Source organism: Bradyrhizobium sp. AZCC 1610 (assembly GCF_036924515.1).
Lineage (GTDB): Bacteria > Pseudomonadota > Alphaproteobacteria > Rhizobiales > Xanthobacteraceae > Bradyrhizobium.
This window is the reverse complement of the sequence record NZ_JAZHRR010000001.1, coordinates 1,696,593-1,716,116: the sequence shown is the minus strand read 5'-3', so window position 1 is coordinate 1,716,116 and position 19,524 is coordinate 1,696,593. Positions and strand designations below refer to the sequence as shown.

Genomic DNA, 19,524 nt, shown 5'->3' with positions numbered 1-19,524 from the left:
TCTCTCCCTGTGTGCACGGGCCTGTTTGAACAGGCCTCGTTACGTAGTGTGTTAGTCTTGGGACCGGCGACCTAAGGTGTCAACGATCCCACGATTTTCTAAACGTGGTCGTAGTCCACCACGACCTTGTCCGAACATGGCCGCGCCTGGCAGGTCAGGATGAATCCCGCCTTCAATTCCCACGGCTCCAGCGAATAATTCACTTCCATCTGTGCGTCGCCCTCGACCAGCTTGGCGCGGCAGGTCGAGCACATGCCGCCCTTGCAGGCGAACGGCAGATCCATCCCGGCGCGCAACGCGGCATCGAGGATGGCCTCTCCTTCAGCGACCGGCACCTCGCGGCGCTTGCCGTCGATGATCAAGGACGCCATCGCCTTTGGCGGCGCGGACGCCTCGATGACCTTCTTCGGGCGCGGCTTGCCGCCGAACTCCGAGACGAAACGCTCGACATGGATGCGATCCTCGGCAATGCCGATCGCGCGACAGGTCGCCTCGATGTCCTCGCTCATGCCCATGGGGCCGCAGATGAAGACGTGATCGACGCTTGCCGCCGGCACCAGCGAGCGCAGCAGCACGCGCACTTTCTCGCCGTCGAGCCGGCCGTGCAGGATCGGAATATCCTGCTCTTCGCCCGAAATGACATGGAAGAGCGAAAGCTGCTGCATGAAGCGGTCCTTCAGTTCCTCCAGCTCTTCGAGGAACAGCATGTTCGATGTCGTGCGGTTGCCATAGAACAGGAAGAAGCGGCTATCTGGTTCGCGCACCAACACGCCCTTGACGATCGACAGGATCGGCGTGATACCGCTTCCCGCGGCAAATCCGACATAGATCCGCGCCACGCTGGGCGCATGGGCGATGCCGAAACGGCCGGTCGGCGTCATCACGTCGAGCTCGTCGCCGGGCTTTAGCTCATCCGCAGCCCAGTTCGAAAACGCGCCGCCATCGACCTTCTTCACGGCGATGCGGAGTTCGCCATCGTCGGGACCGGAACAGATCGAATAGGAACGGCGCACTTCCTCGCCGTCCATTGTAGTGCGCAGCGTGAGATACTGTCCCGGCGTAAAGCCGTAGTCGTCTTCCAGCTCCTTCGGGATCGCAAAGGTCATCGATACCGCGTCGGCAGCTTCGCGGCGCAAGTCGCTGACGGCGAGACGGTGAAAGCGCGGCGCGTGGGACATGATCAATGACACTTGAAATAGTCGAACGGTTCGCGGCAGCTCTTGCAGCGCCACAGCGCCTTGCAGGAGGTCGAGCCGAACTCGGACAGCAGCTCGGTATTTTGCGAACCGCATTGCGGGCATGCCACCTGCTGTTCGCCAAACAGCGCGCGGCGCGAATTTGAGGCCTGCGGCGGCGCGATGCCGTACGCTCGGAGCTTGTTGCGGCCGTCCTCGCTCATCCAGTCGGTGGTCCAGGCGGGCGACAACACGGTGCGGACGGTCGGCCGCGCGATGCCGGCACGCTCGAGCACCAGCTCGATTTCCAGCGCGATCATGTTCATCGCGGGACAGCCGGAATAGGTCGGCGTGATCGCGACCTCAACGCGGCCGTCATGGACCTTAACGTCGCGGAGCACGCCGAGATCGGCGATCGTCAGCACGGGGATTTCGGGATCGACCACCTGCGACGCCACTTCCCAGGCGCGCCGGCGCAGATCGGTATCGTCGAGGACCGCTACCATGTCGCCCCCGGAAAGGTCCGCTGCATCGATTGCAGTTCGCTGAGGAGATGGCCGAGATGCTCGCTATGCCGGCCGCTGCGGCCGCCCTGCTGCATCCAGTCGTTCTTCGGCAAGGCAAGCGTCGCCTCGCCAACGACACCGGTGATCGCCTTCAGCCATTGCGAGTGCAACGTCGCGGGATCGATCGCAATGCCGGCATCGATCAGCGCGCGCTCGCTGTCGTCGACGGCGAACATCTCGCCGGTAAAGGCCCAGAGTTCGTCAATGGCTGATTGCGCGCGGGCGTGGCTTTCCTCGGTGCCGTCGCCGAGGCGGACGATCCACTCCGAACAGTGCCTGACGTGGTAGGCGCTTTCCTTTTCCGACTTCGCCGCAATCGCCGCGAGCGTCGGATCGCTGGAGCTCATCATTGCCCGCCAATAGAGATCGGCAAAGGTGGCGTAGAAGAATTGCCGCACCATGGTGCGGGCAAAGTCGCCGTTCGGCTGTTCCAGCAGCAGGAGATTGCGGTACTGCCTGACATCGCGCAGATAAGCGAACTTGTCCTCGTCGTTATCCTTGCCTTCGACCTTGGCCGCATAGGAATAGAGCTCGCGCGCCTGGCCGAGCAAATCGAGGCCCATATTGGCGAGCGCCATGTCTTCTTCCAGCATCGGCGCATGGCCGCACCATTCCGACAGCCGGTGCCCCAGGATCAGCGCATCGTCGGCGCGGCGCAGGGTGTAGAGCACCAGCGGCGTTTCGGAGACGGTGACGTTGGCTGCGGTCATTTCAATCACCTGTTGGTAGTCGTCATTGCGAGGAGCGAAGCGACGAAGCAATCCATTCTTCCGTTGCTGCGCTATGGATTGCTTCGCTGCGCTCGCAATGACGGCGTCACATATGTCCCACTTCGTCCGGCACATCATAAAACGTCGGGTGCCGATAGATTTTGGATTCCGCCGGCTCGAACATCATTCCCTTCTCGGACGGATCGGACGCGGTAATCGCGTTCGACGGCACGACCCAGATCGAGAGGCCCTCGCCGCGGCGGGTATAGATGTCGCGCGCAGCCTGCAGCGCCAGCGTCGCGTCGGTGGCGTGCAGCGAGCCGACATGCTTGTGTGCCAGCCCGTTGCGGCTGCGAATGAAGACTTCCCAAAGGGGTATGTTTGGCGTTGCCATCGCTTGTCTCCTTACTCGGCAGCCTGCAAGGCGGTCCGCTGCCTGCGCTTTTCGGCGTAGGCCAATGCGGCATCGCGCACCCAGGCGCCGTCGTCATGCGCCTTGCGCCGCACCGCGAGGCGGTCGCGGTTGCAGGGACCGTTGCCGGCCAGCACCTGCTTGAACTCTTCCCAATCGATCGCGCTGTATTCCCAGTTGCCCGCTTCGTTCTGCTTCATGCCGGGATCGGGAATCGAAAGCCCCAGGAATTGCGCCTGCGGCACGGTCGCATCGACGAATTTCTGGCGCAGCTCGTCGTTGGAGAAGCGCTTGATCTTCCATTTAGTCGAAGTGTCGCTGTGCTGGCTGACCTGGTCGGGCGGACCGAACATCATCAGCACCGGCCACCACCAGCGGTTCAGTGCATCCTGTGCCATCGCCTTCTGCTCGTCGGTGCCGCGGCACAGCATCAGCATGATTTCAAAACCCTGGCGCTGGTGGAAGGATTCCTCCTTGCAGACCCGGATCATCGCGCGCGCGTAAGGCCCGTAGGAGCAGCGGCACAGCGGGATCTGGTTCATGATCGCGGCGCCGTCGACCAGCCAGCCGATGGTGCCGATGTCGGCCCAGGTCAGCGTCGGGTAGTTGAAGATCGAGGAATATTTTGCTTTTCCCGCCAGCATCAGGTCGACCAGCTCTTCGCGCGAGGAACCGAGCGTCTCGGCGGCGGCGTAGAGATAGAGCCCATGGCCGCATTCGTCCTGCACCTTGGCGAGCAACGTGGCCTTGCGACGCAGCGACGGCGCGCGGGTGATCCAGTTGCCTTCGGGAAGCATGCCGACGATTTCGGAATGCGCGTGCTGCGAAATCTGCCGCGTCAGGGTCTTGCGGTAGGCGGCCGGCATCCAGTCATTCGGTTCGATGCGCTCGTCAGCATCGATGCGCGCCTGAAACTGCGCTGCCCGTTCGGCGTCCTCAATGTTGCGGTCTTCGCCGTCGGACGAATTGAGCGCCTGCGTATACATGGCGGACCTCCCGGTATTTGTTGGGAGGAAATATATAACATAAATTTCGATATGCAATACATTTCTGTAACGTATCTACGACCCGTCAAACCGCCGGAACAACCCGGCGCCGGGCTTCGGAAGCGGGCCGCTTTCGTTCCTCGCGTGGAGGTCAAGCCATTGTTCCGATGCGGGAAGCAGCGCGCGATAGATTTCGCCGCACAGCGTTCGGGCCGCCCTGCCCGGCCAGTCCGCGGGCAACAGCGACGTCGGCAGCAGCGGGTCACGGAGTACCACGCGGCGATAATGGTGGATCAGGAGCACACGCGCGGTGAAGGCATCGGCGTCCGTCAGCCGCTCGCCGTGGCCGATCCAGTTGCGCAGCGGCTCGAAGGTTTTCATGAATTTCTGATAGGCGTCCGCGGTGCGATGCAGCGGCCAGCTCTCGCTGAGCAGGCGCCGCCCGCTGTCGTCTTCGGCTGACACTTCGAGACGAATGGCGCCGGCAGCGGCAGCTTCCTCCGGCACCGGCACGCCCGAGGGCGCAACCCACACGCCCGGCAGCGGACTGCCGAAACCGGCATTCTTCAGCGCCTCGCGCGAGGCGTCGCGATCTTCGCCATTGCCGATCAGCAGCAGCTCAAACCGGCCGGTCCAGTCGGAGGCTGGCGGCCCATAGATGTGTTTCGTTGCGATATCAAAAGTTTGTCGCCCGCTCTGCAGCAACCGGTAGAAGCTGTTGCGGCCAACTTTGTTACGCTCGAACCAGCCATCCGCAGTCAGCCGCGACATCGCGGTGCGTACCACGCTGGCGTCGATGTCCAGCTCCCCGAAGAACTCGAGCAGCGTGCCGAGCCAGACCGAGCCGCCGCGCGGCACGATGGCATCGCCGAATACGGTGATGACGATCGAGCCAGTGCGCGACGGTTCGCGCTTCAACTGCTGAATGATGCGGGCAAGCGGCGGCGGCATGCGTCAAGGCATAGCGCGTTTCTGCCGGTTAAAACAACGCCGGGCAGCGACGCTGACCCGAAGTCTCCCAAACGCCCGCGCCGGCTCAGCGATGCGGGTTCGGATAAACCAAACTGCGCCAGCCGCTTCGATCGAACGGCGCCCACTGGCCTTCCGCCTGCGCCAGGCGATCGGCGACCGCGTAGACCACAGCCGGGTGATGGCCCATGCCGCAATGGCTGCTCTCGACCTCGATGCTTTCGGAAGTCGCTGACGTCTTCTCCATGCAGCCCTGCCAGGCGCAGATGCCGTCGGTGCGGCTGAAGATCGCGGTGGTCGGCACCGGCGGCGTGCCGGACAGCGCTCCGCCGAAACGGGCGTCCTCTTCGTCGGCGCGGCGGCCGCTTGCCATCTCGTAGACGCGCCAGGCGTTGGTCGCCTTCGGGCCCGCGGCAAACGGGCTGCCGAGCGTGATCACGCCACGCACGCGCTCCGGCATCATCTTGGCGAGTTGGCGTGCGTAGAGACCGCCGAGGCTCCAGCCAACCAGCGAGACCTTGCGGCCATGCGTGTCGTTCAACTCGTGCACCAGATCGACCATCGCGTTCTGCACACCGTGGCGCAGCCCAAGGTTGCGGCCCTGGCGCCAGCCGCTGACGGCGTAGCCGCGGCTCCTGAGGAAGCTGCGCAGCGGACGCGTCGAGGTATCGGAAGCAACAAGCCCGGGCAACACCAGTACTGGATGACCATCGCCACGCGGCGCGAGGCTCAGGAGCGGCAAGGCGCCGAGAAACGCACCCAACTCGTGAATGGCGCGCCCCTCCAGAAACATCAGGGTTCTGGATGGCGGTGAAAGCGTCTGCGCAGCAATGGACATCATATCTCCTCTCAGGCTCGGCCCCTTACGTAGCGGCAGCCGGCCACTGGTTCACTTAAGTAGACGCAATCGCAGCAGAATCGTTTCGCAACGCAACATTGTTCCATAAAAAGCTAAGGAACCGGTTTTCGTCTTGCAAGCGGGCCCGATCACACTTGGGATAACAAAGCCGTTGGCGTGATTAATTGGTCACAGCAACCGCAGCAGGTATTCAAGCGTGTAAAGCGCGAGCCCCGCAAGTCCGCCGATCAGCGAGCCGTTGAAGCGGATGTATTGCAGGTCGCGGCCGATGTTGATTTCGATCAGCGAGATCAACTGCCCCATGTCCCAGGATTTCACCTGATCCGAGATGAAGGTCGAGACCCCGCTCTTCTGTTCGGCGACGACGGTTCGCAGCACGGCCACGAGGCCCTGATTGATCTCGGTGCGCATTTCGGCGTCGCCGGCCAGCGCCTCGCCGGCTGTCACGAACATGCGCACCAGATATTGCTGCAGCACTTGCGTCTCGCCCGACGCGCTGCGCTCGAAGAACGAGCGCGCATTGTCCCAGATGTGACGCGCAAGGCTGGTCAGCTCGGGCCGCGCCAAGAGATCGCGCTTCAGGCCGGCGATGCGTTCGGCGTAAGCCGGATCGGTGCCGAGACGATCGACGAAGGTCAGCACCATCCGATCGAACTCGCCGCGAAACGGATGCGCGGGATCGTTGCGGACCTCTTCGAAGAACGCGGTCGCTGAGGCCACGATCTTGTTCACCAGAAACTTGTCGGCGCGATAGAGTTTTAAAAGCGTCGGCAATTCGGCGCGGATCTTCTCGCGGATCATGGCCATGGTCTCGGCCTGCGTCATCGTCTGATGCACGCCGCGCAGAAGATCGTCGAGCAGACCTTGATGCCGCCCCTCCTTCACGAATGCGCGCAGCGTTCCGGCGGCGAGCGGCGCCAGATCGATCGACATCAGTTGCGCGGTGATGCGGCGGCTGACGAAGGTCATCAGCCCGGAATTCTCCGTCGCAGCTACCGCCTCGGGCAACAGCCGCAGCGCAAAGCGCGCGAGATCCTCGCTGCGCTTGCGGTCGCGCAGCCAGTCGGCGATGAACGAGCCGAAATCGATCTGCCGCAGTTTCGCTTCGACGGGAGCAGACTCGAGGAAATGCACCTCGATGAATTCGCCGAGCTTGTCGGCGATGCGCTGCTGGTTGCTCTGGATGATCGCGGTATGCGGGATCGGCAATCCCAGCGGCCTTTTGAATAGCGCCACCACGGCGTACCAGTCGGCGAGACCGCCGATGGTGGCGGCCTCGGCAAACGCCGCGATAAAGCCGAACGCCGGATGCATCGGCAGCAACGCCTTCGCGGCAAGGAAAATTGCAAACGTCGCCGCCAGCACCGACGTTGCCAATAACTTCACGCGCCGCAACTCGGCGGCGCGCGCGGCGTCGGCGGGGGTGTCGATAGCGAAGGTGGCCGGAAAGGTCATGAATGGAGTCTACCGCGATGCCCCACAGCCGTCATGGCCGGGCTTGACCCGGCCATCCACGTCTTCATCGACACGAGCAAGAAAGTCGTGGATGCCCGGGTCAAGCCCGGGCATGACGTGGAGAGGACAAAAAGAAGGCCCGCCTAAGCGGGCCTTCGAAAATGCAGTTGTCAGGCGGATCGCGATCAGGCGGTCTTGGAGTAGACCTTGGCGAAGTTGTCCTGTGCGGTCTTGGCACCTTCAGCGACGAGCTGGCCGAGATATTCGGTGGTGGCCTTCGCCCGCGAGACGAGCACTTCGCCACGCGCACGGACCATGTCCGACTGGATCTGGGCGGCTTCGCTCAGCGACTTGGCCGAAGCGAGCTTGTCGATGCCGGCGAAGAACGCTTCCGCGTCCTGATAGAACGCCTGCTGGATGTTGCGGCTGATCTTGGCAGCCTCGGAAACCGAACCGGCAACGGCGGTCTCGATGGCAGCGGTGACCTTCTCGGAACCGGCATGCATGTCGGCGGCGCGAACCTTGGCGGTCTCGGCCTGCTTCTTCACGAACTCACGGGCAGCTTCCGGAACTTCCAGGTTCTGGAGCTTGTTGAACGCCTCGGTGACGGGCGCGAAGGCTTCCTTGACGGTGTTCAGCACGGAATTGTTTTCGGTGGTCATGGGGGTCTCTCCATCCTCAGGTTTGAGCTATGGGCTCACCCCGTCCGGATTGGCCCGGGGCACGAGTGTTGTGCCATAGTTAATGGTGCGTCGCAACATCAATGTTGCATCGCGATATCACGAATTCGTGAACAGCCTGATGGATGAGCGGTTTGCCCAAAGAACCGGCAAAAGTTCCACTTTAGGCCAACTAATGCCGGAGCCGGCCCCATCTACTTTGCATGGGGTTGTTTTCGCGATTTTGTGTCTCGCTAGTGCTGAACCGCCCCCGGAAGCCCATAGGCCTCCATCTGCGCCCGCACCTGCGCCACATTGTGCCCGAGCACGACGATATCGTGCTTCTTGCCGTCGACGTCCCGGACATGGTCCCGCAGCAGGGCCTCGGCCTTGAAGCCGAGGCTCTCGAACAGCGCGATCGCCGCCTGCTGGTCGACCGTCATCTGCACTGACAGCTTTTCCAGGCCGGCGCCCAAGGCCAGCGCAAAGGTCTCCTGGGACAGCGCCCGGCCGACGCCCTGCCCGCGGACATCCTGCGACACCACCATCCGGATCTCGCCGACATGGGGCGACCAGGAATGCGGGTCGCGCACCAGCGTGCCGCAGCCGACCACCGTCCCGCCCTTCACCGCCAGCAGGCTCGTGATGGCGCCACGCTCGATCTCGTTGACCCAGGCCGACAGCACTTTCGGCTGGCTGATATTGCGCGGCAGGAACAGCAAATCATGCGTCGGAAGCTTTTGCGCGAACGCCAGCACGGCGGCTTCGTCGCTGCGCGCCATCATGCGGAATTCAATGTCGCCGGCGTCGGTCTTGACGTGGCGCGGATAGGAACGTGTTTCGCTCATGTTGATCTCTTACCTAACCAGGAGTCCAGTTTCGGCCATAGCCGCTTGATCGCGTTGGCGCCGGCGACGAGGCTGACGTGGCCGCCCTTCAGCATCACCTCTTCCTTGTCGGTCGAGCCGACCTTGGTGATCAGATGCTTGGCCGCATCATAGGGGACGATGTGGTCGTGCTCGGCGACCGCATGCAGGATCGGCACCGTAATCTTTGAAATGTCCGCCGCGCGTCCGCCGACCGACATGGTGTCGTTAAAGAGCTTGTTGTCCCACATCAGGTTCTTGGTGATATCGCGGAAATACTCGCCGGCCAGCGGCAGCGTATCGGTCGCCCAGCGGTCGAACATCCGGTACGACTTCACGAACTCGTCGTTCCAGATGTTTTCCCACAACTGCACCTGGCTGACGGTGCGCGAGGCCGGCCGCAGCATCTCGAACGAGGACAGGATCATTTCCGGCGGCACGTTGCCGACGCTGTCGACGAGGCGATCGACGTCGAAATAGCGCCGGTCAGAAAAATTCTGGAACAGCTTCATCTCGCGGAAATCGATCGGCGTGGTGAAGCAGATCAGGTTCTTCATCGGCCCGTCGTTGAAGATCGAGCCGTACAACAGCGACAGCACGCCCCCGAAGCAGTAGCCGATCACGTTGACGTCGTGCTCGCCGGAATCCTGCTGCACGCGGCGGACGCAATCCGGGATGAAGTCGAGGACGTAGTCCTCCATCCCAAGACTTTTTTCTTCCGGCTTCGGCGCGGTCCAGTCCAGCATGTAGACGTCGTAGCCGCGCTTCAGGAGAAACTCGATAAAGCTCTGGCCCGGCACCATGTCGAGAATGTAGCCGCGGTTGGTGGTCGCCATCACGATCAGGATCGGAATGCGGTAGATTTCATCCGCGATCGGCCGATAGTGGTAGAGGTTCATGGTGCCGCGGACGGCGAGAATGTCCTTTGGCGTCGAGCCGAGCGATGGCCCCGATGAAGCAATGTATTCGACGCCCTTGATACTGCGCTGGATCGCGCGCTGCACCTCGGACTGGATCCGTTCCGGTATCGACGCCAGATCGAGGCCCGCGGGGGCGTTCATTTCTGCTCTCCCTCCGTCGGCGGACGTTTGGTGCGCGGCGGCCGCGGCGTGCCAAGGCCGCTGTCCGGTGACAGCGAGTTATGATGCACCTGATGCAGCATCGCCTTGATCTCGTTGAGCTGGCCTTCGATCGACTGCAGCCGCTCGGCCATGCCGACCATCTGCGCCCGGCTCGGCAGGTTCATCGCGAGCAGGTACTTCTCCATCAGCTCGCCAAGCTGCTTTTGAGCGCCCGCCGACACGCCGCCGACCTGATTCATCACCTTGGAGAATTCCGGCGACGCCATCGCCTGATTGGCGAAGGAGTTGAATCCCTTTTCCATCTCCCCAAGCATGGTCTGCCAGATCACGGCAGGATCATTGCCTTTGTCGGCCATAGGCGCCCTCTCCCTGACGGTTACGAGCGCTTGCCACGCTTCGCTTCATTGACCCCATACCACACCGTTGCGGCGAGCCGGTCAACCACTGCAAAGTCTTCTGCGGTGCAGGAAACCATGCCATAGTTACTCAAAGCTCAGGTCACCCAAGGGAAGACAAACGCGATGCTCCATCAGCCGCCACAGATCGCTCGCGCCAACGGCATCGACATCTGCTACGAAATTTTCGGCGATCCGGCCGCGGAACCGTTGTTGCTGATCATGGGGCTCGGCGCCCAAATGATCCATTGGGATGACGATTTCTGCCGGCAGCTCGCCGCGCGCGGCTTCCGCGTCATTCGCTTCGACAATCGCGACATCGGCAAATCCTCGCACATGTCCGGCGGCAACCGCCTGACCCCGTTCGAACTGCTAAAGCTGCGGTTCCTCAAAATCCCGGTCGCGGCGCCCTACAAATTGATCGACATGGCCAAGGACACCGTCGGCCTGATGGACGTGCTCGGCATCAAGTCGGCGCATCTGGTCGGCGCATCGATGGGCGGCATGATCGCCCAGGAAATCGCGCTGTCGTTCCCGCAGCGGGTGCGTTCGCTGACCTCGATCATGTCGACGACGGGTAACCCCAAGATACCGCCGCCGACCCGCGAGGCCTCTGCCATGCTGATGGCGCCGCCCCCGACCACTAGGGAAGAATATTTCGCGCGGTTTGCCAAAACGTGGAAAGTGCTGCGCGTCGGCTCGTTCCCGGAAGACGAGGCGCTCGATCCTGCGCGCGCCGCGCGCACTTACGAGCGCGGCCTCAATCCGGCCGGCGTCGGTCGGCAGTTGCGGGCGGTGCTGGCCTCGGGCAGCCGCAAGGAACGGCTGGGTCAAGTGAAGGTGCCGACGCTGGTCATCCACGGCACCGTCGATCCGCTGGTGCGCCCCGAAGGCGGCAAGGACACCGCGGCGTCGATTCCGGGTGCAAAGCTGCTGATGATCGAAGGCATGGGCCACGCACTGCCGATCCCGATGTGGCCGCAGATCATCGACGCGATCGACGAGCACGCGCGTCGGGCGGCGGCGAAGGCGGCCTAGCTCTTCGTCGCGATCCAGATCACGTGACGCGCACCGCCGCCTCTTCCTGTGGCGCGGACGTTGACCTCGTTGACGTCGAAGCCTCCGGCGCGAAGGCGCTTTGTGAATGCTGGATTGGGGCCCGAAGACCAGACCGCCAGCACACCGCCCGGCCGCAGCGCGGTGTGCGCCGCGTTCAATCCGGCTGAGCTGTAGAGCGCATCATTGGCCTTGCGGGTAAGCCCTTCCGGTCCATTGTCGACGTCGAGCAGAATGGCGTCGAATGTCGATCGCTGCGACCGGATGATTTCGGTAACATCGGCTTCCCGGAAGCTCACGCGGGGATCGCTGAGGCTGTCGCCAAAAATTTCCGCCATCGGGCCGCGTGCCCAGGCGACGACCGAAGGCACCAGTTCGGCCACCACGATCTGCGCCTTGCTGCCGAGTACCGCAAGCGCGGCACGCAGCGTAAAGCCCATGCCGAGGCCGCCAATAAGCATATGCGGGCTTGCGAGCTTCTCGATCTTCTTTGCCGCGAGCGTCGCGAGCGCGGCCTCTGAGCCCGACAGGCGGCTGTTCATCAGCTCGTTGGTGCCGAGCTTGATGGAGAACTCCTTGCCGCGGCGCATCAGGCGGAGTTCATCGTCGGTACCGGGAATGCGGGCGGTGTCGATTTTTTCCCAGGGAATCATGGGGAGGCTTTTAGCATGCTGTCTCAATGGTCGTCGTCCCTGCGAACGCACTAGGGCATCTACACGTTTGCCGGGCCATATACGAGGATTTGGAAGCGAGCCATTCCGATGTGGAAGGTGATTGGTCCAGGTGGGCGATGCGAGGCGTAGCCGGTCCATCCGCCGAGCTTTGCGATGATCCATGCGGCCCAGGCGATAGTGTTGGGGCGATGGTGGTTCTTCTGAAGCTCGGTCCGGCCTTTCAGGGTTTTGTTGATGGCCTTGAGCGCTTCGATCTCGTCCGGTGTGAACGCAAAATCTGCCGGCAATTCTTCGCCGCCATTGCGGGCTTGAACCAGCTGGATGACGATACATGCCACTCTGGTAGCGATCGCCGCGAGTTTGATCAGGCCTTCAGCGCTGTCGAGCTGACTATCCTCGATGCGCAGACCCTGGCTCTTCAGCGAGCGAAAGAGCTGTTCGATGATCCAGCGCTGCTTGTACCAGGAGACGATCCGCCAGGCATCGGCGGCAGCGGCAATCGGATGCGTGGTCAAGAGCAACCAATGAATGGGCTTGGCGCCCTTCGGGGGGCGCAACTCGACGACTTCCACGAAGCTGACTTTGACGCCCTCCGGCAGGTCTTTCACGCCGGGGCGCGGCGGCCGTTTGAGCACAACGGTTCCGAAGCGCATGGAGAGGTGGGCCTGGCGACCGCGGCGATCCATTCGCTTTGGCAGATCGATCACCGCCTTGTCGCAGAAGCGGGCCCGTTCGACTGCCTGATAAAGCGTGCCGCCGTCGACCAGCGCATGGTCGTGCATGGCGCGCGACAGGAGGTGGACATTGTCAGCGGGTGTCAGCGCCCAGTGAGCAAAGAAATCCCCCTCGCGGTCGTTGACAACGGTGATCATACGAGCAGCGGCCAGAACATCGCGGCCTTGCTCAGCGGTCGTCACCCAGCGCGCCGACTCCTTGTCGGCCAAGGCGCGCTTCTCGTGAGCGATCTTGGCCTTGCGCTTGCGCGTCCACACCTCACCGCCGGTGAGCCCGAGACAGACCCCGCTGTCGGCATCGACCGCCATCATGGCATGCAGCAACACGCCGCGAGCATTGCCTTTGCCGACCTTGCCCAAGCCGCGCCGATGTCCAGGACAGGTGTGGAACTTAATCTCGCTGGTATCCTGGATTGACAGCACATGACGCCCGCTGACCGCGATCGACGTCTGCAGGCTCCAGCCTTCAATCAGCTTGTCGATCGTGACCTGTGGATTGTTCACAAACCGCCAGAACGCCATGTTCGCAGCCCAGTCGCCCTGCGCCATCTGGCGCAAACAGACGCTGCGCGTGCAAAGCATAGCCCGGAGAAGCGCCGCCCCCTTTTATCGAGGCGAACGTCTCCAAACTTACCCAGGGACAAACCCGGTTCCTGCTGCATCTCTGGCGCTCCTTCGAATCAAAGCGCCAGAGAGAGAATCATACAAACGCTGCGGCGACAGCACATCATGCCGCTCCGAGTCAATCTGTCGCGTCCCCAAGGTGTGTAGATGCCCTAGTGCGAACGCAGGGACCCATAACCACAGGACATTGTGGTTACGAGCAGATTATCCGGCACTATCTCAACGAGAGGCCGCGGAGTATGGGTCCCTGCGTTCGCAGGGACGACGGATAGAGCGTTACCCGCCAGCCCACACATCAAGCACGTACCGGTTCTTGGTGCCGAGATCGTCGATCCAGCGCAGGCCGGCTTCGGCGCCGGCGCCGGACCGTTCGCGATAGATCGCAACCAACGCGGCCTTGACGTCCGGCTCCATCTTGCCGCCGTCGCCGCAGACATAGACGATCGCGCCCTGCTCGATCAGGCTCCAGATGCGGTCCTTTTGCGCCGCCACCTGATGCTGCACATAGGTCTTCGGCCCGTCGGCGCGCGAGAACGCGGTGTGCAGCTCGGCAATGCCGTCGGCGGCAAAGGCCTTCAATTCATCCGCGTAGAGAAAATCCTGTTCCGGATGGCGGCAGCCGAAGAACAGCATCGCCGGCCCCAACTTGGCGCCTTGCGCCTTGCGGTGCGCGCGCTCCTGCAGGAAACCGCGGAATGGCGCCAGCCCGGTGCCGGGGCCGATCATGATCACGGGTTGGGCCGGATCGTCGGGTAAGCGGAACCCGGCCTTGGTCTCGCGCACAGTGGCATGCACGTTGTCGCCGACGCGGCGGCCGGCGAGATAGTTCGAGCAGACGCCCTTGTAGACGCCGCGTCCCGAACTTGCCGGCGCCTCGACCACGCCAACGGTGACGCTGCAGCGCGCCGGGTCGATCGAGGACGATGACGAGATCGAATAATAACGCGGCGCCAGCAGCGACAACATTTCGAGATAAGCGTGGAACGGCAATTCGCAGGCTGGATACTCCTCCAGCAGATCGAACACCGATTTGCGCTTGGCCAGCACATCCGAGCGATAAAGCTCCGTCGATGCGTTATCATCGCCGACATAAGCGAGCAGCTTCGGCTTGGTAACGGGACAGCGCGTGTGTTCCGTCATGATCTGGATCTGCTTGCGGGTCGCGATCTGCTGCAGCTCGACGAATTCGGTCAGCAATCGCCCGACCGACACGACATCGCCCACCGGCAATTGCGCGCGTCGACCTTCCGCGACCTGCAGCCGGATCTGATCGCCGGGCAGGAAGCCGAAGCGGCGCGCGACGGAATCGACCAGCGCCGGATCATTGCGCGGGACGACGCTGAGATGGTCGCCGACGCGGTAAGTAATACCCGGCGGCAGTTGGACCTCGACATGGCGGGTCGACCGGTCGGAACCATTGGCGCCGGTCTTGTTCTGCAGCTCGGAATTGACCAGCACCTTCATCGGTGCGACGCCCCCCTGTGCGACGAGCACGTTGACGGCCGAGGGCGCCACCGGTTCGATCGAATAGAGCGGCGCGTCGTCGGCGCTGCGGGCGAAGCTGGAATCGACGCCCAATTCCTTCATCGCCGCGGGCGCGGCCGCCGCGAACCATTTCTCGAACTGGCCGTCGAGATCGCTGCGCGCATCACCCTCGCCGCGGGTATAGAGACTGCGCGCGCCATGCGCCGCCAACTGCTCGTCGATCATACGCGGCACGGATTGATAGGTCGCGGCCCAGTCGCTGTTGCCGCAGCCGAATACGGCGTAACGCACCTTGGCGAGTGCATCCTTCGGCAGGCCGCTGTCCAGCCATTTGACGAACTGCGTGGCGTTATCAGGGGCGGCGCCGTTGTAGGAAGCGCAGAAGATTAGCAGGGCGCCCTGCTCCGGCAGCTTGCCGACATAATCATCGAGCGCGCCGAGCTTGGTCGCAAAGCCGTTGACCTCGGCCAAATCAGCCACCCGCGTCGCCAGCTCTTCCGCGGTGCCGAGGTTGGAGCCGTAGAGCACCAATAGCGGCGTGTTGTGCCCGGGACGGGTCCGCGCCTGCGGCACCGCCGCAGCATTCGAGGCGGCTGCGGCGACCGCAGCGCGGCCGGCGAAGGCGCCACGATCCTTGTCGGCGCGCGGCCGCACCTTGATCTTGAAGCCGTCGGGCTTGATCGTCAGTGTTTCCTTCAGGTGCATCTGGTAGCGGTGCGTGTCGATCAGCTTGAAGCGCTGCAGGACCATCCCGATCGCGAGCGCCGCCTCGTGCATCGCAAAGCCGCGCCCGATGCAGGCGCGCTGGCCGTTGCCGAACGGCTTCCAGGCGTTGATCGGGCGCTTGGCCTCGGCCTCGCGGCTGAAATTCTCGGGGTCGAACGCATCCGGGTTCGGTCCCCAGACGGTGGGATCGCGGTGCAGCGCCATCACCAGGACAGTGACGAAGGTGTTCTTCTTCAGATTATACTTGCCGCCGATGGTTTCGTCCTTGAGCGGCGCGATGCCGTAGGCCGGCGCCGGCGGCCAAAGCCGCAGCGCCTCCTTCAAAATCTGGGTGATGTAGGTGAGCTGCGTGACCTGCTGATAGGTCGGCTTCGCATTGATATCGGGGCCGAGCACCCGGTCGACTTCCTCATAGGCCTTCTTGAGCACCTCGGGATGCTTGAGCAGCGCATAGATCGTGCACGACAGCAGTCCGCTGGTGGTCTCGTGGCCCGCGATCAGGAAGGTGTTGATCTGGTAGCGGATGTTGATGTCGTCGAGCTGCTCGCCGGTGGCGCGGTCAACGCCGGTCATCATGGCGCCGAGCATGTCCTTCTTGCCCTCGGCGGCCTCGGCGTTGCTGCGGCGCTCGGCGACGATCTCGTCGACCATCTTGTTCATGAAGGCGACGTCCTGGGCGAGCGTCTTGCGACGCTTCTGCAGCCACAGGCCTTCCAGCGGAATGCCGCGCGTCATCATGATGGTCTCGAGCGAGCGCACCAGCGATTCCACGAACGGGTGATAGTCGCGGCGATAGAACGAATTGAACCGGTAGTCGAAGCCGCAGAGGCCTATGGTGTCCAGCGTCAGCGCGGTCATGTCGTGGACGACGTCGATCTCCTCGTCGCCGTTGAGCCGCTCCCACTTTTTCACGAGCTGCTCGGCGATATCGACCATGCTCGGATGATAGGACGTCATTGCACGGTTACCGAACGGCTGCAGCAGGATGTTGTGCGCCTTGCTCCAGTTCGGCTCATTGGTGTCGGCGGTGAACAGCCCGTCGCCGCCGACGGCGCGGACGCGGCGCAGCGAACCGCGTACCGCCTTGTCGAAGCGTTTTTCGTCGGAGAGTTCGTCGATGAGATCGTGGCCGGAGACGATGACCAGCGGCGCGCCCATCATGTCGAGCCAGAAGATCGGCCCCAGTTCCTTGGTCAGCCGCACCAGATGCTGCACCGGCGCGTTCGGATCCAGCGACAGCATGTTGCCGACGACAGGCTTTTTCGGCGGATGCGGTATCGGACTAAGTTTATTGGGGGACGCCATTATCGAAGTATCTCCTGCCGCGCTGATACGCCTACACCGTTATTGCCTGCGACAAACGCGAAGCGTTTGCGCAAGGGAGCGAAGCGACGAAGCAATCCACTCTTGCTTTGCCGCGCCATGGATTGCTTCGCTCCGCTCGCAATGACGATGCGGCACCGTTCCTCACCCAAACCGCTTCTTACGCCATTCGATCAGCTTGGCGCTGATCTCGTCCGGCTTTTCCTGCTGCGTCCAATGGCCGCTGTCGCGCACGAGATATTTCTCCAGATCGGGAACGAGCCTCTCCATGCCGTCGGCGGCCGATGGCGGCAGCACCGCGTCGTTCTCGGCCATGATCATCAGCGACGGCACGCGGACGGTATGGTCGAGGCCTTCCGAGCGCTGCCAGTTGCGCGAAAAGTTGCGGTACCAGTTGATGCCGCCGGTAAAGCCGGTCTTCGTGAAAGTATCGACGAACACCTTCTTTTCTTCCGGCGACAGGATCGGCGTGCGCGGATCGTGTTTGGCATCGTAATTTGCGATCATCTGCGGAAACGCAAGATTGAGCCGCGGCGACGCGCCGACGCCGGCAATCGGCTGTTCCTCCGGTGTACCTTCGGGGCGCGCCACCGGCTTGCGCATGAACGCATCAAAGGTCTGTTCGACGCGGCTTGCGAAAATCCTGTCAGGCTCGCGGCCAGGGTCCTGGAATTGCACAATGTACATCTTGTCGCCGAAGCGCTGACGAAACAGCTCGATCGGATCGGCCGGCGCGCGATCCCAATGCGGCGTATTGACCCCGACGACGCCGGCAACGCGATCGATGTGCCGCAGCGGCATCTGCCAGACGATAAAACCGCCCCAGTCGTGGCCGACGAAGATCGCCTTGTCGACTTTGAGATGATCGAGCAGCCCGACGAGGTCGCCGGTCAGATGCTCCATGTCGTAGGCCTCGACCGGCTCGGGCCGGTCGGTGGCGCCATAGCCGCGCTGATCCGGCGCGATTACCCGGATGCCGGCCTCGCCCAAGGCCTTGATCTGGTGACGCCAGGAAAACGCGATTTCCGGCCAGCCGTGGCACAGGATGACGGGCGGCGCGTCCGACTTCGGACCCGCCTCGTAGTAGCCCATGCGAATACCGTTCGTCTGAGCGAACTGCAGCGGCGGCATTTCAATCATCACAAGCCCCTATTCAGCCGCGCGGGTCATGGTCGGCGGCGGCGCGAACGCCGCCTCCAGCGCTTCGAATTCAACCGGCAGCATGTCGCACATAACCTGGACATGCGGAATGATATTGGCGCCCGCGATGAAGCCGAAATCGAGCTGGTCGCGGTAGCTCTGCACGGTGATGTTGAGCGCGATCCCGTGGGTCGAGATCGACACCGGGAAGATGTGCAGCAATTCCGCGCCTGCCGCGTACAGCGTCTGCCGCGGTCCGGGCACGTTGGACACGGTGATGTTGGCGGACGGCGGCAACACGTTCGACAGGTCCGAGCGGCTGTAGAGCAGCGCCATAATCTGCACCAGGATCGGCGCGCCCAGCATCGAGACGTTGGAGACCTGCGGCATGAAGGCCCGCAGCGGATGCGACATCTCCTTGGACTTGGTGGATTGCGCGATGATCGCCTCCAGCCGCGCCTTCGGGTCCTCGATATTGGTGGCGATCGAGCAGATCATGCCGAACACCTGGTTGTTGGCCTCGGTGTTGCCCTCCTCGCGCAGCGAGATCGGCACCGCGGCGGTCATCGACTTGGCGGGCAAGGCTCCCCGTTCCAACAAGTAGCGCCGGACCACGCCCGAGGAGAGCGCCAGCACCACATCGTTGAGCTTGCCGCCGGAAAGCTTCGCGAGCGCCTTGGCCCGCGACAGCGAGATCGACGTGCCGGCGAAACTGCGCTCCGACGAAATCGCCTTGTTCAAAATGGTCGGCGGCGAAACCATGCTGGCGATGCTGTCGCGCGACTTCGGATCGGAGATCTTGCCGACGACGTCGGAGACGCTCTTGAGCATCGCCGGAATGCTGCCGGCGAATTTCACCGCGCTCTCGATCTGGAACATGGCGTTGTCGAACAGGATCGATCCGAGATCGCTCTTGCCCGAGCGCGGCAGGTCGAGGGTCTTCGGCGTCGATGAGCCGTCGAAGGGCTGGCGCCAGAGCTGCTGGTAGGAGTCGATGAGATTGGCGGCGATGTCGCGCGGCTCATTGCCGCCCTTGGCCTGCGGGATCGGTTGCTCGACCAGGCGCGGCACCGGCGTGACGTCGTAGATCATGTTGGTCAGCGCCGCGCCCGCGCCGCCGTCGATGCAGGCGTGATGCATCTTGGAATAGAGCCCGATCTCGTTGTCCTTCATGCCCTCGAAGACATAGAACTCCCAGAGCGGCCGGGCGCGGTTGAGCAGCTTGGCATGCATCCAGCCGACGATGCGCTCGAGCGTGGCGCGGTCATACGGCGCCGGAAGGCTGCCGCGGAAGATGTGACGGTCGATGTCGAACTGGTCGTCCTCGACCCAGGACGGATGATCGATGTCGAGCGGGGCCTTTTCCAGACGGGCTTTGAGGATTGGCGCAATGTGCAGCCGCGAGGCGATCATCGCCTTGAAGTCTTCGAAGAAGTTGCCGTTGTAGTTCTCCGGCAGGCGGAAGATCGCCATGCTCCCGACGTGCATCGGCATCTCAGGCGTTTCCAGATAGAGAAACGACGCGTCCATCGAAGACAGTTTCTTGGCGTCCGCCATATTTTCCTCCCGCAGTAGAAAACGCGGCGCCTTGATGGCACTTCTGGCGTTCAGAACGTCTTTATTATTGG

Annotated in this window: 18 protein-coding genes; 1 reads left to right on the top strand and 17 read right to left on the bottom strand. The window is 62.9% G+C overall.

The genetic code is table 11. From position 1 onward, the window contains the following. Positions 1-98: 98 nt before the first annotated feature. The 12 genes from paaE to V1279_RS08235 form a co-directional block, all read right to left on the bottom strand. Positions 99-1,178, bottom strand: coding sequence for a 1,2-phenylacetyl-CoA epoxidase subunit PaaE (gene paaE, locus V1279_RS08290; protein WP_334434252.1), 1,080 nt, complete (start codon positions 1,176-1,178; stop codon positions 99-101). Between the two features lie 2 nt (positions 1,179-1,180). Next, complete coding sequence (gene paaD / locus V1279_RS08285; RefSeq protein ID WP_334434250.1) at positions 1,181-1,681, bottom strand: 1,2-phenylacetyl-CoA epoxidase subunit PaaD; 501 nt, start codon at positions 1,679-1,681, stop codon at positions 1,181-1,183. Beyond that, a complete protein-coding gene (paaC, locus tag V1279_RS08280; RefSeq protein WP_334434248.1) occupies positions 1,675-2,451 on the bottom strand; it encodes a 1,2-phenylacetyl-CoA epoxidase subunit PaaC in 777 nt (258 codons plus the stop codon). Before paaC ends, paaD begins: the two co-directional genes overlap by 7 nt. 106 nt (positions 2,452-2,557) lie before the next feature. Then, positions 2,558-2,845 carry a 1,2-phenylacetyl-CoA epoxidase subunit PaaB gene (gene paaB, locus V1279_RS08275; protein WP_027539035.1) on the bottom strand — a complete coding sequence of 96 codons (288 nt, stop codon included), beginning with the start codon at positions 2,843-2,845 and terminating at the stop codon, positions 2,558-2,560. Between the two features lie 11 nt (positions 2,846-2,856). Then, on the bottom strand, positions 2,857-3,849 hold the full coding sequence (gene paaA / locus V1279_RS08270) for a 1,2-phenylacetyl-CoA epoxidase subunit PaaA (RefSeq protein ID WP_334434246.1): 993 nt from the start codon (positions 3,847-3,849) through the stop codon (positions 2,857-2,859). Between the two features lie 75 nt (positions 3,850-3,924). After that, positions 3,925-4,800 (bottom strand): phenylacetic acid degradation operon negative regulatory protein PaaX, encoded by an 876-nt coding sequence (gene paaX, locus V1279_RS08265; protein ID WP_334434244.1) that lies wholly within the window; start codon positions 4,798-4,800, stop codon positions 3,925-3,927. Between the two features lie 85 nt (positions 4,801-4,885). After that, complete coding sequence (locus tag V1279_RS08260) at positions 4,886-5,656, bottom strand: esterase/lipase family protein (RefSeq protein WP_334434242.1); 771 nt, start codon at positions 5,654-5,656, stop codon at positions 4,886-4,888. A gap of 189 nt (positions 5,657-5,845) precedes the next feature. Continuing rightward, positions 5,846-7,132 (bottom strand): DUF445 domain-containing protein, encoded by a 1,287-nt coding sequence (locus V1279_RS08255; protein WP_334434240.1) that lies wholly within the window; start codon positions 7,130-7,132, stop codon positions 5,846-5,848. A 185-nt stretch (positions 7,133-7,317) separates the two neighbouring features. Then, complete coding sequence (locus V1279_RS08250) at positions 7,318-7,794, bottom strand: phasin (protein ID WP_334434239.1); 477 nt, start codon at positions 7,792-7,794, stop codon at positions 7,318-7,320. A 251-nt stretch (positions 7,795-8,045) separates the two neighbouring features. Continuing rightward, positions 8,046-8,639 carry a GNAT family N-acetyltransferase gene (locus V1279_RS08245; RefSeq protein WP_334434237.1) on the bottom strand — a complete coding sequence of 198 codons (594 nt, stop codon included), beginning with the start codon at positions 8,637-8,639 and terminating at the stop codon, positions 8,046-8,048. Then, positions 8,636-9,718 carry a PHA/PHB synthase family protein gene (locus tag V1279_RS08240; protein WP_334434235.1) on the bottom strand — a complete coding sequence of 361 codons (1,083 nt, stop codon included), beginning with the start codon at positions 9,716-9,718 and terminating at the stop codon, positions 8,636-8,638. The genes V1279_RS08245 and V1279_RS08240 overlap by 4 nt, the downstream gene beginning before the upstream one ends. Further along, a complete protein-coding gene (locus tag V1279_RS08235) occupies positions 9,715-10,095 on the bottom strand; it encodes a hypothetical protein (protein ID WP_334434233.1) in 381 nt (126 codons plus the stop codon). The genes V1279_RS08240 and V1279_RS08235 overlap by 4 nt, the downstream gene beginning before the upstream one ends. Positions 10,096-10,260: 165 nt before the next feature. Here V1279_RS08235 and V1279_RS08230 point away from each other — a divergent pair, with 165 nt between their 5' ends. Beyond that, a complete protein-coding gene (locus V1279_RS08230; protein ID WP_334434231.1) occupies positions 10,261-11,172 on the top strand; it encodes an alpha/beta fold hydrolase in 912 nt (303 codons plus the stop codon). Here V1279_RS08230 and V1279_RS08225 read toward each other — a convergent pair. From V1279_RS08225 to V1279_RS08205, 5 genes are all read right to left on the bottom strand, one after another. Further along, positions 11,169-11,843, bottom strand: a complete 675-nt coding sequence (locus tag V1279_RS08225; protein WP_334434229.1) for a spermidine synthase — start codon at positions 11,841-11,843, stop codon at positions 11,169-11,171. The genes V1279_RS08230 and V1279_RS08225 overlap by 4 nt on opposite strands. Before the next feature lie 59 nt (positions 11,844-11,902). After that, positions 11,903-13,120: an IS4 family transposase gene (locus tag V1279_RS08220; protein ID WP_334446262.1), complete on the bottom strand. Its 1,218-nt coding sequence runs from the start codon at positions 13,118-13,120 to the stop codon at positions 11,903-11,905. 378 nt (positions 13,121-13,498) lie between these two features. Then, positions 13,499-16,738 carry a bifunctional cytochrome P450/NADPH--P450 reductase gene (locus V1279_RS08215; RefSeq protein WP_334434227.1) on the bottom strand — a complete coding sequence of 1,080 codons (3,240 nt, stop codon included), beginning with the start codon at positions 16,736-16,738 and terminating at the stop codon, positions 13,499-13,501. A 162-nt stretch (positions 16,739-16,900) separates the two neighbouring features. Then, positions 16,901-17,896 (bottom strand): alpha/beta fold hydrolase, encoded by a 996-nt coding sequence (locus V1279_RS08210; protein ID WP_334434225.1) that lies wholly within the window; start codon positions 17,894-17,896, stop codon positions 16,901-16,903. 9 nt (positions 17,897-17,905) lie between these two features. Beyond that, positions 17,906-19,453, bottom strand: a complete 1,548-nt coding sequence (locus V1279_RS08205) for a WS/DGAT/MGAT family O-acyltransferase (protein ID WP_334434223.1) — start codon at positions 19,451-19,453, stop codon at positions 17,906-17,908. Positions 19,454-19,524 lie beyond the last annotated feature (71 nt).

Bases quoted from the DNA above. Each gene is read 5' to 3' on its own strand.
- paaE (WP_334434252.1), bottom strand. From the start codon at position 1,178: ATGTCCCACGCGCCGCGCTTTCACCGTCTCGCCGTCAGCGACTTGCGC.
- paaD (WP_334434250.1), bottom strand. From the start codon at position 1,681: ATGGTAGCGGTCCTCGACGATACCGATCTGCGCCGGCGCGCCTGGGAA.
- paaC (WP_334434248.1), bottom strand. From the start codon at position 2,451: ATGACCGCAGCCAACGTCACCGTCTCCGAAACGCCGCTGGTGCTCTAC.
- paaB (WP_027539035.1), bottom strand. From the start codon at position 2,845: ATGGCAACGCCAAACATACCCCTTTGGGAAGTCTTCATTCGCAGCCGC.
- paaA (WP_334434246.1), bottom strand. From the start codon at position 3,849: ATGTATACGCAGGCGCTCAATTCGTCCGACGGCGAAGACCGCAACATT.
- paaX (WP_334434244.1), bottom strand. From the start codon at position 4,800: ATGCCGCCGCCGCTTGCCCGCATCATTCAGCAGTTGAAGCGCGAACCG.
- V1279_RS08260 (WP_334434242.1), bottom strand. From the start codon at position 5,656: ATGTCCATTGCTGCGCAGACGCTTTCACCGCCATCCAGAACCCTGATG.
- V1279_RS08255 (WP_334434240.1), bottom strand. From the start codon at position 7,132: ATGACCTTTCCGGCCACCTTCGCTATCGACACCCCCGCCGACGCCGCG.
- V1279_RS08250 (WP_334434239.1), bottom strand. From the start codon at position 7,794: ATGACCACCGAAAACAATTCCGTGCTGAACACCGTCAAGGAAGCCTTC.
- V1279_RS08245 (WP_334434237.1), bottom strand. From the start codon at position 8,639: ATGAGCGAAACACGTTCCTATCCGCGCCACGTCAAGACCGACGCCGGC.
- V1279_RS08240 (WP_334434235.1), bottom strand. From the start codon at position 9,718: ATGAACGCCCCCGCGGGCCTCGATCTGGCGTCGATACCGGAACGGATC.
- V1279_RS08235 (WP_334434233.1), bottom strand. From the start codon at position 10,095: ATGGCCGACAAAGGCAATGATCCTGCCGTGATCTGGCAGACCATGCTT.
- V1279_RS08230 (WP_334434231.1), top strand. From the start codon at position 10,261: ATGCTCCATCAGCCGCCACAGATCGCTCGCGCCAACGGCATCGACATC.
- V1279_RS08225 (WP_334434229.1), bottom strand. From the start codon at position 11,843: ATGATTCCCTGGGAAAAAATCGACACCGCCCGCATTCCCGGTACCGAC.
- V1279_RS08220 (WP_334446262.1), bottom strand. From the start codon at position 13,120: ATGGCGTTCTGGCGGTTTGTGAACAATCCACAGGTCACGATCGACAAG.
- V1279_RS08215 (WP_334434227.1), bottom strand. From the start codon at position 16,738: ATGGCGTCCCCCAATAAACTTAGTCCGATACCGCATCCGCCGAAAAAG.
- V1279_RS08210 (WP_334434225.1), bottom strand. From the start codon at position 17,896: ATGATTGAAATGCCGCCGCTGCAGTTCGCTCAGACGAACGGTATTCGC.
- V1279_RS08205 (WP_334434223.1), bottom strand. From the start codon at position 19,453: ATGGCGGACGCCAAGAAACTGTCTTCGATGGACGCGTCGTTTCTCTAT.